The sequence below is a fragment of the Ferrovibrio sp. genome, from assembly GCF_046297895.1.
GTDB lineage: Bacteria > Pseudomonadota > Alphaproteobacteria > Ferrovibrionales > Ferrovibrionaceae > Ferrovibrio.
Genome location: NZ_JBKBHC010000001.1, coordinates 73,931 through 88,487 on the forward strand (window position 1 = coordinate 73,931; position 14,557 = coordinate 88,487).

The 14,557-nt window shown below is 65.9% G+C and carries 16 protein-coding genes; 5 read left to right on the forward strand and 11 right to left on the reverse strand.

The features are described from left to right. Positions 1-9: 9 nt before the first annotated feature. The 6 genes from ACK4FK_RS00350 to ACK4FK_RS00375 all read right to left on the reverse strand — a co-directional run bounded on the left by ACK4FK_RS00350 (position 10) and on the right by ACK4FK_RS00375 (position 5,503). Entirely contained in the window at positions 10-732 is a 723-nt protein-coding gene (locus ACK4FK_RS00350; RefSeq protein ID WP_409739535.1) for an ABC transporter ATP-binding protein, read from the reverse strand. Then, positions 725-1,459: an ABC transporter ATP-binding protein gene (locus tag ACK4FK_RS00355; RefSeq protein WP_409739538.1), complete on the reverse strand. Its 735-nt coding sequence runs from the start codon at positions 1,457-1,459 to the stop codon at positions 725-727. Before ACK4FK_RS00355 ends, ACK4FK_RS00350 begins: the two co-directional genes overlap by 8 nt. Next, positions 1,456-2,397: a branched-chain amino acid ABC transporter permease gene (locus ACK4FK_RS00360; RefSeq protein WP_409739541.1), complete on the reverse strand. Its 942-nt coding sequence runs from the start codon at positions 2,395-2,397 to the stop codon at positions 1,456-1,458. The genes ACK4FK_RS00355 and ACK4FK_RS00360 overlap by 4 nt, the downstream gene beginning before the upstream one ends. After that, positions 2,394-3,266 carry a branched-chain amino acid ABC transporter permease gene (locus ACK4FK_RS00365; protein ID WP_409739544.1) on the reverse strand — a complete coding sequence of 291 codons (873 nt, stop codon included), beginning with the start codon at positions 3,264-3,266 and terminating at the stop codon, positions 2,394-2,396. Before ACK4FK_RS00365 ends, ACK4FK_RS00360 begins: the two co-directional genes overlap by 4 nt. Positions 3,267-3,325: 59 nt before the next feature. Continuing rightward, positions 3,326-4,537 carry an amino acid ABC transporter substrate-binding protein gene (locus ACK4FK_RS00370; protein ID WP_409739546.1) on the reverse strand — a complete coding sequence of 404 codons (1,212 nt, stop codon included), beginning with the start codon at positions 4,535-4,537 and terminating at the stop codon, positions 3,326-3,328. Between the two features lie 243 nt (positions 4,538-4,780). Then, positions 4,781-5,503 carry a DUF1194 domain-containing protein gene (locus tag ACK4FK_RS00375; RefSeq protein WP_409739549.1) on the reverse strand — a complete coding sequence of 241 codons (723 nt, stop codon included), beginning with the start codon at positions 5,501-5,503 and terminating at the stop codon, positions 4,781-4,783. A 185-nt stretch (positions 5,504-5,688) separates the two neighbouring features. On the opposite strand from ACK4FK_RS00375, the gene ACK4FK_RS00380 reads away from it, so the two are divergent. The 4 genes from ACK4FK_RS00380 (at position 5,689) to ACK4FK_RS00395 (ending at position 9,227) form a co-directional block, all read left to right on the forward strand. After that, positions 5,689-5,985: a hypothetical protein gene (locus tag ACK4FK_RS00380; RefSeq protein WP_409739552.1), complete on the forward strand. Its 297-nt coding sequence runs from the start codon at positions 5,689-5,691 to the stop codon at positions 5,983-5,985. An 86-nt stretch (positions 5,986-6,071) separates the two neighbouring features. Then, a complete protein-coding gene (locus ACK4FK_RS00385; protein ID WP_409739554.1) occupies positions 6,072-7,004 on the forward strand; it encodes a glycosyltransferase family 2 protein in 933 nt (310 codons plus the stop codon). A gap of 19 nt (positions 7,005-7,023) precedes the next feature. Beyond that, the gene (locus tag ACK4FK_RS00390; RefSeq protein ID WP_409739557.1) at positions 7,024-8,304 is read left to right on the forward strand and encodes an O-antigen ligase family protein; all 1,281 of its coding nucleotides are present in this window, start codon (positions 7,024-7,026) and stop codon (positions 8,302-8,304) included. Positions 8,305-8,306: 2 nt separating this feature from the next. After that, a complete protein-coding gene (locus ACK4FK_RS00395; protein WP_409739560.1) occupies positions 8,307-9,227 on the forward strand; it encodes a glycosyltransferase family 9 protein in 921 nt (306 codons plus the stop codon). A gap of 6 nt (positions 9,228-9,233) precedes the next feature. Here ACK4FK_RS00395 and ACK4FK_RS00400 read toward each other — a convergent pair whose 3' ends face one another. The 5 genes from ACK4FK_RS00400 to ACK4FK_RS00420 all read right to left on the reverse strand — a co-directional run bounded on the left by ACK4FK_RS00400 (position 9,234) and on the right by ACK4FK_RS00420 (position 13,562). Next, entirely contained in the window at positions 9,234-9,698 is a 465-nt protein-coding gene (locus tag ACK4FK_RS00400) for an HPP family protein (RefSeq protein ID WP_409739563.1), read from the reverse strand. Next, positions 9,695-10,699: a lysophospholipase gene (locus ACK4FK_RS00405; protein WP_409739566.1), complete on the reverse strand. Its 1,005-nt coding sequence runs from the start codon at positions 10,697-10,699 to the stop codon at positions 9,695-9,697. The genes ACK4FK_RS00400 and ACK4FK_RS00405 overlap by 4 nt, the downstream gene beginning before the upstream one ends. Positions 10,700-10,722: 23 nt before the next feature. Further along, complete coding sequence (locus ACK4FK_RS00410; protein WP_409739568.1) at positions 10,723-12,165, reverse strand: sensor histidine kinase; 1,443 nt, start codon at positions 12,163-12,165, stop codon at positions 10,723-10,725. Beyond that, positions 12,165-12,671, reverse strand: a complete 507-nt coding sequence (locus tag ACK4FK_RS00415) for a molybdopterin-dependent oxidoreductase (RefSeq protein ID WP_409739571.1) — start codon at positions 12,669-12,671, stop codon at positions 12,165-12,167. Before ACK4FK_RS00415 ends, ACK4FK_RS00410 begins: the two co-directional genes overlap by 1 nt. A 117-nt stretch (positions 12,672-12,788) precedes the next feature. Then, complete coding sequence (locus ACK4FK_RS00420; protein ID WP_409739574.1) at positions 12,789-13,562, reverse strand: SDR family oxidoreductase; 774 nt, start codon at positions 13,560-13,562, stop codon at positions 12,789-12,791. Positions 13,563-13,641: 79 nt separating this feature from the next. Here ACK4FK_RS00420 and ACK4FK_RS00425 point away from each other — a divergent pair, with 79 nt between their 5' ends. Further along, a complete protein-coding gene (locus tag ACK4FK_RS00425; RefSeq protein WP_409739577.1) occupies positions 13,642-14,520 on the forward strand; it encodes an SDR family oxidoreductase in 879 nt (292 codons plus the stop codon). The last annotated feature ends 37 nt before the right edge of the window (positions 14,521-14,557 follow it).

The following is a 14,557-nucleotide window of genomic DNA, read 5'->3' on the forward strand; positions in this document are numbered from 1 at the left end:
TCCCTGTTTTCAATGTCTGTCGGCGGCGACGCCCAGATAGGCACGCTGCACCGCGGGATCGTCGCGCAGTGCAGCAGCACTGCCCTGGCCCACGATGCGGCCGTTTTCGATCAGGTAGCCGCGGTCGGCGATGGCGAGGCTGCGCTTGGCATTCTGCTCCACCAGCAGCACGCCGATGCCGGACCCGCGCACGCGTTCCAGCGCGCCAAACAGTTCGCCGCACATCAGCGGCGACAGGCCCAGCGAGGGCTCGTCCAGCAGCAGGATGTCGGGCGCCGACATCAGGGCGCGGCCGATGGCCACCATCTGCTGTTCGCCGCCGCTCATGGTGCGGGCGGCCTGGTTCATGCGCTCGGCCAGGCGGGGAAACAGCGTCAGCACCCGTTGCAGATTCTCGCTCTCCTTGGCGCGCGCCCGTTTGGCGAAGGCGCCAAGCTGCAGATTTTCGCGCACGGTCAGTTCGCCGAAGATGCCGCGGCCTTCGGGCACCAGGGCCAGGCCGGCCTCGACGATCTGGTGCGCGCCCAAGCGGCGCAGGTCCTGCCCGGCCAGCGTGATGCGGGTGTCGGCCGCCGTAGGCTGCAGGCCGCCGATGGCGCGCAGCAGCGAGGTCTTGCCGCTGCCATTGGCGCCGAGGATCACCACGATCTCGCGCGCGGCGACACTCAGGCCCACGTTATCGAGGGCGCGGTGCTTGCCATAGGATACCGAGAGGCCGGCGATCTCAAGCATCGGCATCCCCCAGATAGGCGCGTACGACTTCCGGATCGGCCAGCACGGCGGCAGGCGTGCCGTCGGCGATCTTGCGGCCGGCATTCATCACCACGCAGCGGTCGCAGAGCGAGCGGATGGCATCCATCACATGCTCGACCATCAGGATGGCGATGCCTTCCGAACGCAGCGAGTGGATCAGGTCGATGCCCTGCAGCAGTTCGGTGGGATTGAGGCCGGCCAGCCATTCATCCAACAGCAGGAGCTGCGGCTTCAGCGCCAGCGCACGGGCCAGTTCCAGCCGTTTCTGGTCGATATAGGTCAGCTCGGTCGTCATCGTGTCGGCACGACCGGCCAGTCCGACGCGGGCAAGGATATCCTCGGCCTCGCGCGCGGCGGCGTTCCCCCACAGATGCCGGGTGCCGAACGCGAGGCCGGCCAGCACATTCTCGCGGCACGACAGGGAGGCGAGCACGCGGACGAGCTGGAAGGTGCGGGCCACGCCCAGGCGGGCGATCCGGTGCGGCGCAAGGCCATGGATGGCGGCGCCGCGCAGCGCGATCGTGCCCGCATTCGGCGCCAGCGCGCCCGAGATCATGTTCAGCACGGTGGTCTTGCCCGAGCCGTTCGGTCCGAGCAGGCCGAGAATCTCGCCATCCTTCACGGCGAATTCCACGCCGTCGACGGCGACGAGGCCGCCGAAGCGCCGGGTCAGGCCGGAAACCTGCAGCAAGGCGGGTGCGCTCATGGCCGCTTCTCCCCGCCAAAGCCCCGTATGGCGCCCCTGCCCTGCTCCAGCAGGCCGACAATGCCGCGCGGAATGGCATAGACGATCAGCATGAAGGCCAGGCCGATCAGGATGCTGAAGTGGTTCGGGAAGTTGGCCAGCAGGTATTCGAACAGCAGCGCCAGCGGCACCACGCCCAGCACCGGACCATAGAGACGATGCACGCCGCCCAGCAGGGCCATGATCAGCACCTGGAAGGAGGTGACCGGATTGAAGGCGATGGCCGGGTCGATATAGGTCCAGCGCGGCGCCATCACGGCACCCGAGAGCGTCATGAACACGGCGCTGAGGGCAAACAGCGCCACCTTGGCCGTGGTGGTGTTGATGCCGACATGACGCGCCACGGTTTCGTCGTCGCCGATCACCTGCAGGGCCAGGCCCAGCCGCGAGCGCCGGATCAGCATGCCGCATAGGAAAACCAGCACGGCCAGGCCGAGGAGCTGCCAATAGATCTGCTCGGTGGTGATGTCGATGAAGACATACCGTCCGAGCGTGCGGGTGATGTTGACTTCGTACCAGGTGACGAGCTGGCGGATCAGTTCGGCCAGCCCGAAGGTGAAGATGACGAAATAGACGCCCGAAAGACGCAGGGTGGACAGGCCGACCACCAGTGCGACGACCAGGCCGATGACCAGCGCGATCAGCAGCACCAACGGCCAGGCCAGCACCTCGCCGAACACCGCCACCGTATAGGCGCCGATGCCGAAGAAGGCGACGGTGGCGAGCGAGACATAGCGCGTGGGGCCGGAGAACAGCGCCCAGGCCGTGGCCAGCACGGTGTAGTTCAGGATGCTGATCGCCAGCGACAGGCCATAGCCATCGGCAAAGAACGGCACCATGGCCAGCACGGCCAGCGCGATCAGGGCCAGCGGCAGGCCCAGCAGAATCCGGCGGTTCATCGGCCGGCTCCGCCGAACAGGCCCTGCGGCCGCACCAGCAGGATCAGCAGGAAGATCGTGTAGGTGGCCGCCAGCGTGAGGCCGGGATCGATCCAGGTGGCGACGAAGGTTTCGGTCAGGCCGAGGATCAGGCCGGCAACTAGCGCGCCCAGCATGTTGCCCACGCCGCCCATGATCACGACGATCAGCGCCTTCATGGTGAAGACCACGCCGATATTGGCATTGAAGGTGAGGAACATCGAGGTCAGCACGCCGCTGGCCGCGATCAGGGCGCCGCCCAGCGCGAAGGCAATCGCGGCGGTGGCGCGCACGTCGATGGCGACAAGCTGGGCCGAGACGGGATCGACCGCCACGGCACGCACCGCGGTGCCGGCCCGGGTGCGGGTCAGGCCCCAATAGAGCGCCAGGCCGATCACGGCGGCGAAACCCAGGGCCAGCAGGCGGTTGGCCGCGATGGTCGCGCCGAAAACCTGCACCGGCACGGCGAGGAAGGAATAGCTGTAATAGGCGCCGCCGAACAGCACGAGCATGACGCCCTGCACCACGAACAGCAGCCCGAAGGTGGCGAGAATGCTGTCGACCTCGAGCGCGTCGCGCGTCTTGGCGCGGCGCACCAGCGGCACCAGCAGGATGCGGTAGATCGCATAGGTGATCAGCGTGGCCGCCGGCACGATCACAAGCATGCCGACCAGCGGCGGCAGGCCAGCGGCGGTGAAGAACCAGAAGGCGGCGAAGGCCGCGGCGATCAACAATTCGCCGTAGGACAGGTTCATGATCCGCGCCACGCCATACTGAAGCGTGAGCCCCATGGCGATCAGCGCATACATGCCGCCCAGCGTGACGCCGGAGAGCAGGGCTTCGACAAACATCAACGGTTACCTTCATAACAAACCGGGGCGGGCGGTTCCGCCCGCCGCGGAACGCGGGCTTACTGCTTCCAGGCCGGCTTCGGGATGATCATCGGGCTGATGCCCGGGCCCGCCGGCGCAACGCCGGTGAAGAAGCCCTTCTGCCACTGGCCGATATAGGGGTAGAAGCCCTTCGGCGGCATGTTGTCGACCAGCTTGATCTTGCCCAGCACGGTATCGAAGGTTCCGGTCTGCAGTTCCTTGATGATCGCCGCACGGTCGATCTTGCCAACGCGCTCGACCGCCTGCTCCAGCATCTGCAGCGAGACATAGCCGAGCTGGCTGCCCCAGTAGTCGGGATCGCGGTTATGCATGGCAACATGCTTCTTGCGGTATTCCATGGTGCCCGGGTTGTTGGGGAACCAGCCGCCCAGCGTCATGATGCCTTCGACATTCTCGCCGAAGCGCTGCGGGAACAGCGGGAAAGCCGTACCGACGCCGGTGAACATCACCTTCGGCGCGTAATTGGCGATCTTGGCCTGATCGTTGATCGCCACCGTGTCGAGCGGATAGCTGAAGGCAATGAAGGTATCGGCGCCCGAACGCTGGGCTTCGCCGATCATCGGCGCCATGTCCTGGGTGCCGATGGGATAGCTCTTGTCATAGACCAGCTTGAAGCCGGCCTTCTCCAGACCCGCGCGGGCAGCCTTCGACAGGTCGATGCCGAAGCCGTCGGCGATGCTGATCATCGCCACGTTGGCGTTGATCTTGCCGGCCTTCTGTTCCTTGGTCAGCAATTCGACCAGGGCGTCGATATACTGCACGCTGGTGCCGAGGAACCAGAAGCTGTTCGGCCAGCGCTTGACCAGTTCCGGCGCACGGTCGGTCACCGCGCTGAAGGTGATCTGCGGATAGCCGTACTTGTTGAAGACCGGGCCGACCGCCAGGTTGAGGCCCGTGCCCCAGGGCGGCAGCAGCAGGTCGACCTTGTCCTGGGTGATCAGGCGCTCGACGGCGCGCACGGCTTCTTCGGAATTCGAGCGGTCATCGTACTCGACCACCTCGATGGGCACGCGCTTGCCGCCGATCAGCAGGCCGCCCTTGTCGTTCAGTTCCTTGAACCAGAGCTGATAGTTCGGGATCTGCGTGATGTTGGCGCCGCCCGCATTCGGCCCGGTCTTGGAAATCGCGTAACCGATCTTGATCTTGTCCTGGGCCATCGCCGCAGCGGCAGCAACCGTGAGCAGGCCGGCGGCCAGAATGGCCGAAAGCACGTGCAATCGCTTTTTCATGCTTACTCCTCCCGTTGATCGCCAGCTCCGGAATAGATCCGGGCAAGGCGTTTCTCTTTCCTGCCGCTGGGCGGTGGGAAATCCGGAAAAGAAGTAGCGCCGTTCCCGCCGTCCATCTTGCCTCAGAGTGAACCGGAACTTATCCCAGCGTGAATTTTGCGATCCCACCGCCTGCTGCAGCGCACATAATCCGCATGCGCCACCCGCCCGCATTGCTCCGGCCGCAGACGGATTGTTGCGCCGTCAGGATGGCAGCACCGCGCCGACGCCTGCGATCTCAAGCACCAGCTTGCGCCGGATTGCCGCGGCAAAATCCTCGAAATCGCGGGCCGGAATCATGAAGGCCCCCGGCCCGCCGATCACATGGTCGCGGTAATAGTCGTCGATATCGGGTTCAAGGTGCAGGATCGGCAGCCCGTTGATCACGATCCCCGCGGCTACGGCGCGATCCCGCACTGCATCCGGCACGGGTCCGTTGTTGCTGCGGCCGTCGCCGGAGACGTCGATGACACGCCGCGCCACTTCGACCTCGGTCCGCGCCAGCAGCGCCTGACCGAATTCGATCGCGCCGGCGGGCGATGTTCCGCCGCTGAAGATCACCCGTTCCGTGCGCTCCAGCGCCAGGGCAAATGCCGCGATCTCGGCATCGGTTTGCAGGATTGTCCAGGGAATCTGCTGGGTCTGCAGCCGATAGCCCGACCACTGGAAATAGCAGGCGGCGATTGCCCCATGAATGCCGGAGCGTATGGCCTTGATCACCTTGGGATCGCGAAAGGCATCGCCGTAACCGCGCTGCTGCAGGGTGTAGTGCTCGCCATGCACGCTGCCCGAACAATCGGCCGCCAGAACGAGGGCCATGTCGACCGCCCGGCGCTGGCCGTACAGTGTCGTCGGAAGCCCCAGCGCCAGACCGGCAAGGCCGGCGCCCAAAATGGTTCTGCGCTGCAACAGACGACGAGACGACACGACCGCCCCCGGATTGTCCGCATGACCGAGGCCACAGGATATCAACTATGCCGCCGGGCCCCACATGGCCAATTTTGCCACCCCATTTCCCGGTCCGCCCTCCGGCAATGCCAGGCAAGGCATTGAAATGTCTGTATTAACCACAACGCCTTGCTGTGGATAAGCGTTCTGGTAACCTTAACAGCATGTCGGATGTCACCGCCATCATCCCCTCCCTGCCCGCCGAGCGCGGCACCGTGACGCTGCAAACCGGCGGTCAGCCGAAATCGCGCGCGGAAATCATGAGCGCCGGACAGTTGCCCGGCGCCGAGGTCATGCTGCAGAAGCTGCTGGAGGTGCGCGGCGAGATCGGCGGTCCGGACAAGGCCAAGGCCGAGCGCGAGGCGCCGGTGCGCCAGTTCCATGGCGCGCCGATCACCTATGACGGCTTTGGCAAGACCCAGCGGCGCCCACCCGCCGAATCGATCAACCTGGTCGTCTGACCGCCGCGCCTGGCCCCGTGCTTGTAAACCGAGGCGAAAGCCTTTAATCGCGACCATACAGTCCATTCTCCGACCTGCGGCTTTGCATGCCCGGCCAGCCTGAAATCAGTTTTGTGATCCCGGTCTACAACAAGGCCGACATCCTGCCGCACAGCCTGGCTGCATTGGCGGCCCAGCGGCTGGAAGTGGCAGCCGAATACATCTTCGTCGACGATGCCTCGCAGGACGGCTCGGCGGATATCCTGCAGGCCGGAGCCGGTGCGCTGCCGATGGCGACTATCCTGCGCAATGACTCGAATGCCGGCCCCAGTCGGCGCCTGAACCAGGGCGTGGCGCAGGCGCGCGGGCGCTGCCTGTGCCTAATCGACGCCGACGAATTGATTGCGCCCGACGCGGCGATGACAATGCTGCGTCTGATGCAGCAGCACCAGGCCGACATGGTGCATGGAAAGGTGAAGCATTCCGACCAGGCGGCGACCGACCTGCAGCCGCCTGCCATCGGTGCCGCGCCGGCCTTTGCGGTGAGCGACCGGCCGCTGGCCACCATCCTGAACGGCCGCGGCTTCGTGCGCATGGCCTGGCTGGTCGAGACCACCCTCTTCCGCGCCGCCGGTGGCTGCGACGAGCGCCTGTTCATACAGGACGAAGCGCTACCGCTGCGACTGGCGCTGAAGGCACGCCGTCTGATCGACCTGCAGGCCAGCGTGACATGGGCGCCACGGGCCGCCTCGCATCTGTCTGCCGACAAGCGCCAGCAGCATCACGATCGCTTCTTCGCCTATTACAATCTGCTCCACGATGCCGAGGCCCTGGTTCCGCAGGATCGCCGCCGCATCGCCACGATCTGCGCGTCCATCATCTGGAAGGCCGCGCGCAGAAGCGGTCTGCAAATCAACGGCGTTGCTGCCCTGGCCGTTTATCTGGCCGGCAAGAGCGGCCTTGATATACCACCACGCCATCTCGATCATGCCGCCGCAGCCTTCCGCGGGATGCCCGGCATACGCAGGTCCTTGGATTGAAATGATAGTGAGCGCCATTATGCTCCCGCCTCGTCTCGCCCCCGGTCATGACTGGACCGCGCGACTGCGCCAGGCAAACCTCTGGCTGTTTGCCATTCTGCCCGCCATGCTGCTGTTCTGGCGCGGCGGCGCCGAAGTGGTGACCGCGGTGATCGGGATCAGTTACCTGGCCGTGGTGACCGTGCGACGGGAATGGCGTGTCGCACTCTATCCGCCGGTGCTGGTCTTGCTGGCACTCTGGCTGGTCCTCAATCTGCTGGTCTCGCCGCTGGCGATCGACCCCGCCACCTCCTTCAGCCGCAGCCTGCTCTGGCTGCGCTTCGTCGTGCTGTTCGCCGCCATCACCACATGGCTGGTACAGTCGCCGCGCGATGTGAAACTGATCGTCGCCGCTTGGGGCGCGACAGTGGGCTTTGCCATCCTCGACGGCCTGATCCAGTTGATCCGCGGCGTCTCGCTGACCGGACGGCCGATTTCCGGCCTGCGACTGACCGGTCCGCTTGACCGGCCGAATATCGGCATGTTCGTCGCCCGCATCGGTTTTCCGCTGCTGGCTGGCACCGCCCTGCTGCTCGCGCAGACGCAACATCCCGCGACACGCCGCATTGTCTTTGCCTTTATCGCCGCAGGCCTGGCGCTCGGATTCATCCTGCTGACCGGCGAGCGAGCCGCATCACTGCTGACATTGATCGCCTTACTCGCCAGCATCGGCCTGATCATCCTGTGTGCGCCGTCGCGTTACCGCTTCTACGGTCTGCTGGTGACCGGCATCGCCATCGGCGTGATGGTCGGCATCGTGTTCGCCAGCGAACGAATTCTAAGTCGAGTGCACGATACTCTCGAGGTTTTCAGCGATTTCTGGAATTCCCCCTATGGCCAGCTATTTTCAGCCGGCCTGCATGCCTGGCAGGAATACCCCATCACCGGCGTGGGCATGAAGAATTTCCAGATCGCCTGCCAGATCATGATGGGCGACGCGCTGAAAGACGGCTGCCATCCGCATCCGCACAACATCTATATCGAATGGCTGGCGGAAACCGGCATCCTGGGCTTCCTCGGCTTCGTCACCTTCCTCGGCTGCCTGGCCGCGTCGTGCCTTGCCCTGCTGAAAGGCAGCATCCCTGACCGCATCATCGGTGCACTGGTCGCCGGCTGCTTCATCCTGTTGCTGTTCCCGCTGACGGCCAGCCAGAGCTTTTTCAGCAACTGGCCCGCCATCCTGCTGTGGGCATCATTGTCAATGACGGCCGCCATTGCTGGTATCGCTCATACCCGAGCCGGCGAAACCGGGACTGCCTGACCATGGCTATCCTGGTTATCAAGCATTCCGCGCTGGGAGACATGATCCTGTCCCTGCCGCTGCTGCGCGCGATCCGCCGGCATCATCCCGGCGAGCATATCGTGCTGCTGACCACGGCGCCCTATGCCGACCTGGTTCGGCGCTCCGGACTGGCCGACGACATCTGGATCGATACGCGGCCCAAGCTGTGGCATGTCGGCGTCACCTGGCAGTTGATCGGCCGCATCCGCGATGCCGGTTTCACCCGGGTCTACGACCTGCAGGGCAGCCAGCGCACGAAATGGTATTACCGCCTGCTCCGTCTGGCCGGTGCGCGGCCGGAATGGGTGGGCAATGTGCCGGGCTGCGCCTATCACATTCCCGATCCCACCGAGCCGATGCACATCACCGAATTGCGGCGGCGCCAACTGGCGCTGGTGGGCATTCCCGACCCGGGCCTGCCCGATCTCGACTTCTTGCAGTCCGACATCGCGCACTTCCGCCTGCCGGCCCGTTGCGTACTGCTGGTGCCGGGCGGCGCGCCGCACCGGCCGGCGAAGCGCTGGCCGGCCGAGCGGTTCGCCGCGCTGGGCAGGCGCCTGCTGGACGAAGGCCTGACGCCCGTGCTCATCGGCCGCGCCGCCGAGCGTGCGGAAATCGACACGATCAAGGCCGGCTGTCCCGCCGCCATCGACCTGTGCGAGCAGACCTCGATCGCCGACCTGGCCGCGCTGGGCCGCCACGCCGCACTGGCGATCGGCAACGATACCGGGCCGATGCACATCATTGCCGCCAGCGGCTGCCCGTCGCTGGTGCTGTATTCCCATGAATCCGACCCGCGCAAGGTATCGCCGCGCGGCGAATGGGTCAGACTGCTGCAGCGGCCGAGCCTGCAGGATCTGTCGGTCGAGGATGCCCGGGCGGCCCTGCCGCCGTCGCGATAGCGCCGCTCAGATCCAGCGCAGGGGCCAGCGCGGGCCCGGGCGCAGGCGGCTCCAGAGGAATACCGCCGCCAGCATGATCAGCAGCGCCGGCAGCAGCGGATAGGCCAGAAACAGCCAGCCGCTTTTGAGATTCAGCACGATCAGCGGATTGGCGCCGGCCGGCGGGTGCATGATGTTGAACAGCCGCATGACCACGGCGATCAGCGCGACCCCGGCCCCCATGGTCCAGATGTTGCTGCCGAGGGCCTGCAGCAGGGCGATGCCGATGGCCGCACCCAACAGATGCGACACCAGCACAGCCGCCGGCCGGGCCCCCTCATGGGTGGGAAAGCAGAACAGCAGGATCGCGGTGCTGCCCAGCGAGGTGAGCGCCAGCCCATGTTCGGCATCGATCAGCCACAAGACCGCCGCCAGGCACGGCACAATCCCCACGGCCGCCCAGGCCATTTCCACAAACGCCGCACGCGTCATTCGCCAGCCCCCGCTTGGCCGTCCCCCGGCCTGAATAACGGCAATGCCCGACGTTCCTCTCCCGACGGCAGGACCGCGGCCGGATCGGCGATCCATGCCGCCGTGTCGCGCCAGACCGTTTCAGCCTGCAGGTCTCGCAACAGCATATGCCAACCGTTGCGATACACAAGAATACGCATGTCGATATCCGGCCGGGATTTCAGGCGCTCGACGAAACGTTCGACCGGTGGCCTGGGGATGATCTCGTCCCTCAGACCGTACATCAGAAGCACGGGCAGCTTTTCCGGCCGGGCCGCGGCCGCCGCGTCCATCAGGTTAACCAGGCCGTGAATGGCGTCGACGCGGGTTGCCTTGATGAACAGCGGATCGCGCGACAGGCGGCGCAGCATCTCGATGTTGTCGGAGGCCTGCACCTTCAGGCCGCGGCCGGTGAAGGTCTTCCAGGGAATGGTATAACTGGTCGTCCATAACGCCACGCGATACAGCAGCGGCATGCTCTCGCGCCCCCACACCGCCGGCGCCACCAGAATGGCGCCATCGGGCCGCGCGGCGACGCGCTCCAGCGCATGCAGCACGACCGCGCCGCCCATGCTCTCGCCCAGCCAGTAGAGCGGAAGCCCGGGATGACGCTGGCGCAGCAGCGCGCTCAGTTCCGCGAGGTCCTCGGCCAGCCGATCCTCGCCCGGCCACAGGCCGCGATAGGGCGCATTGCCGAAGCCGCGCTGGTCCGGCGCATAGATGGCTATGCCCCGCGCCGCCCACCATTCCGCTGCCTCGGTGAAGGCATTGCTGTAATCGTTGAAGCCGTGCAGCGCCAGCACGACGGCCTTCGGCTGCGGCGGCAGCCATGCCCGCAACGGCAAGGCACGGCCATCGCCGGCCTGCCAGCCCGTCGCATCGTCCGTCAGCCGGGGCGATGCCACAGTATCCCCAGCTGGCTGCAGCCGTGGCGCACAGGCAGCCAGAAACAGCAGCAGCAGGACATGCGGGGCCGCACGCATCGGGTGCAACCGGCGGCCCGGCATCACGCGGTACTGTCGGCAGCGCCGACGCGTTCCGCCGGAAAGACCAGGGTTGCCGTGGTGCCGCTGCTTTTCCGGCTGGCGAGATGGATGCGGCCGCCATGCAGTTCGACCAGCCGCTTGGTGATCGGCAGGCCGAGACCGCTGCCGCCGGCCTCGCGTGCCCGCATGGAATCGCCCTGCGAAAACGGTTCGAACACCTTCTGTAGCTGACGATCGCTCATGCCGATGCCGCTGTCGCGCACGCGGACCGCCATGTCGCCTTCGCCCAGCAGGGCCGCGGCGATCTCCACCCGGCCGCCCTCGGGCGTGAACTTGATGGCATTGCTGAGCAGGTTCAGCAGCATCTGCCGCACCAGCCGCTCGTCGGCCTGCAGGGGCGGCAGGATTGCCGGCAGGGCACGATCGAGCGCCACGCCCTTGCCCTGGGCGGTTACGGTCACCATGTCGAGCGCGTGGTCGATCGCCTGGCGGATATCGAACTGGCTCTCCGCCAGTTCCAGGCGGCCGGCCTCGATGCGCGACATGTCGAGCACGTCGTTGATCAGCGCCAGCAGATGCTGGCCGCTTTTCATGATGCCGTTGAGATAATCCTCGTAGCGCGCATTCCCCACCGGGCCGAAAATGCCCTGCCGCATGATGTCGGTGAAGCCAAGGATGGCATTCAGCGGGGTGCGCAGTTCGTGGCTCATGGTGGCCAGGAAGTTGGATTTCGTGCGGCTGGCCTCTTCCGCCTGGCGGCGCGCATTCTCGAGATCGGCCGTCATGGCGCGCATCTCGGCATGGGCCGCCTCGCTGGCACGAAGCTGCCGCATCAGCGCATAACCGAATCCGATCACCAGCAGCCATGTGGCAACGCCGGCGGCGATCATCACGTTATACAGCCGCCCCAGCCTTTCGCGCGCATCATCCACCCGCCTGATGCCTATGGCATTCACGCCGGCGGCGAAGGCACTAAAATCCGCGTCGAGCTCACGCATCGCAACCGCCACCGCATCGCCGGCGGCATGGCTGCCAGCAAAAAGCTCGGCCAGCCGGCCTTCCCAGCCACGCACGATGGGATCGATCCGCGTCAACAATATGCTCAGATCGGGATCGGCCATGTAGGTGGCCGAGGCGCGCCCGGTCTGCAGCAGGTCGAGCCGGCTGCGCAGGATATCGTAACGCCGGCGCACTTCTTCTACGCCCGCCCCACTCGTGCCGTTCAGGTATTCCAGCAAGGCGGCACGGAACGCCTGATGCTCGTTGCGGAACTGGGCGCCTTCCCAGACGATGTTCTGGAAGGAGAAGCGGTTGTATTCGCGCTGCTGCACATAGAAATAGGCCGCCAACACAAGGGACAGGCCGACGACCGTGGCCACCAGCACCAACACGAAGCGACGGCCGGCACCCGCCAGCGCCTCCGGCCGGTTTTGAATCTGGTACGGCAGAAAGCGGCGCGGCATCACCGCACCTCGAGCCGGCGCAACTGCCAGACGGATCGTGCGTAGATTCCGTCGGCCTTGAGCGCACGGTCGCTGTCATAGGGATAGATAATGAAAAGCGGCCCCATATCGCGCAGCGTGAGATCGCGGCCATCGGCGCGCAAGGCAAGGATCACGTCGTAGCGTTCGGCATCCTGCAGCGGAAGGCGCGCGGTGTAATCGTTATGCGCAACGGCCAGCAGGCTGCCGCCGCGCGCCTGCACGGTGGAAAGCAGCGCGCGCAGCAGCACGCCTTCGAAGCGCATCACCTTGGGGTGCCAGGGGGTGGAGGTCACCACCTCGGTCAGGCCGATCCGTTCCAGCATGGCGCGGTCGAAGCGGGCCTCGCCGCCGGCGGCATTGCTGCGACCGATCTGGCCGGTGATGGTGAGCAGCACCTCGCCCTGCGGCGGCGGCAGGGGTTCGGCCGCCCGGCCCGACACGGCTGCCAGCAGAATCAGGGCGAAGGCCAGCAGGCCGCGCCTCATCCCGTTCAACCTGACCCGCTCACGCCCCGTCGCGGCAGAGACATTCTGTCTACGCATCATGGGGTGGGAGTGGCATCGCCTGCGCAAAAAAGCAAGCGGACAGTGGCTTGCGGCGTCTCAAAGGGTGCGGGTCAGGCCACCATCAACATCGAGAATCGCGCCCTGCAGGTAGCCGGAAAGCGGAGAGGCGAGAAAAGCGACCGCCCGAGCAATTTCTACGGGTTCGCCGAATCGTGCCACACCCATCGCCTTGGGCATCTGCCGGGCCGCCTCGGCCTCGCTCACACCCTTCTCCTGCGCGAAGCTGCGGATGCGCACCTGCAGACGCTCGGTGGCGATGGTGCCGGGATTGATCGCGTTCACGCGCACGCCGTCGGTCACGCCTCGATCCGCCAGGACCTTGGTGAGATTGAGGCAGGCGGCATTCACCGAGCCGCCGATGGCGAATTCGGCCGCGCCGGTGCGACCGCCGACGCCGACGATATTCACGATGGCGCCCTGGCGCTGCATCAGATGCGGCCAGGCCGCGCGACTGAGGCGCATGGCGCCGAAAAACTTCATGGCGTAACCGTCGGCCCAGTCCTCGTCGCTCAATGTCAGGAAATCGCCGCGCTTGGTGGCGCCGGCATTGTTCACCACCAGGTCGATGCCGCCGAAATGCTCTGCCGCCGCGGCAACCACCCGGGCGGGCACGGCGGGATCGCGCAGGTCGACCGCCTGCACCAGGCATTCGGTCTTCAGGCTGCCGGCAAGCTGCTTGAGCTGGTCTGCCGAACGCGCCGCCAGCACCAGCTTCATGCCCTCGGCGGCAAGCAGTTCGGCGATGGCCCGGCCGATGCCGCGACTGGCTCCGGTGACGATGGCAACCTTGCCGGCTAACTGAAGGTCCATGATTTGAGCGTCCTCTCCCGATGGCGTGATTCCGACCCTTTGGCTAATCTGAACGGCAACGACAAGCAAGGGAGGCGACATGTTCCGCAACGACCTGTTCCAGGGCAAGCGTATTCTGATCACCGGCGGCGGCACCGGCCTGGGCAAGGCCATGGCCCGCCGCCTGATGGAACTGGGCGCCGAACTGCATATCTGCGGCCGGCGCGAGGGCGTGCTGCAGGAAGCCGCACAGGAACTGGCGGCAGCCACCGGCGGCAAAATCTTCTGCCATCCCTGCGACATCCGCGTGGCCCAGGCGGTGGACGAGATGGTGCAGGCGATCTGGCAGCAGCATGGCCCGCTGGATGGCCTGGTGAACAATGCCGCCGGCAATTTCATCGCCCGCAGCGAGGATCTGAGCCCGCGCGGCTTCGATGCCATCGCCAATATCGTGCTGCATGGCAGCTTCTATGTGACGCAGGCCGTGGGCAAACGCTGGATCGCCGAGAAGCGCGGCGGCAGCATCGTTTCCATCGTCACCACCTGGGTCTGGACCGGCTCGGCTTTCGTGGTGCCGTCGGCCATGTCGAAGGCCGGCATCGCCGCGATGACACAATCGCTGGCCGTGGAATGGGGACCGAAGGGCATCCGGCTCAACGCCATCGCGCCCGGCCCCTTCCCCACCGAAGGCATGACCAAGCGCCTGGCGCCCACGGAAAAGCTGGAGAAGCAGATGATCGGCGCCATTCCGATGCGGCGCGTGGGCAGGATGTCGGAGTTGGCCAACCTGGCCGCCTTCCTGCTCAGCGACGAGGTGGGTTATGTCAGCGGCGAGGTGATCGCCATCGATGGCGCGCAATGGCTCAACACCGCCGGCGGTTTCGGCGGCCTGACCGAATTGAACGATGCCGAATGGCAGGAAATCCGCGACAACATCGCAGCCACCAATGCGAAGGACAAGGCGCAAAGAACCGTCTAGCCATAAGCGGACGTGATCGCTGCCAATCGATTGTTTG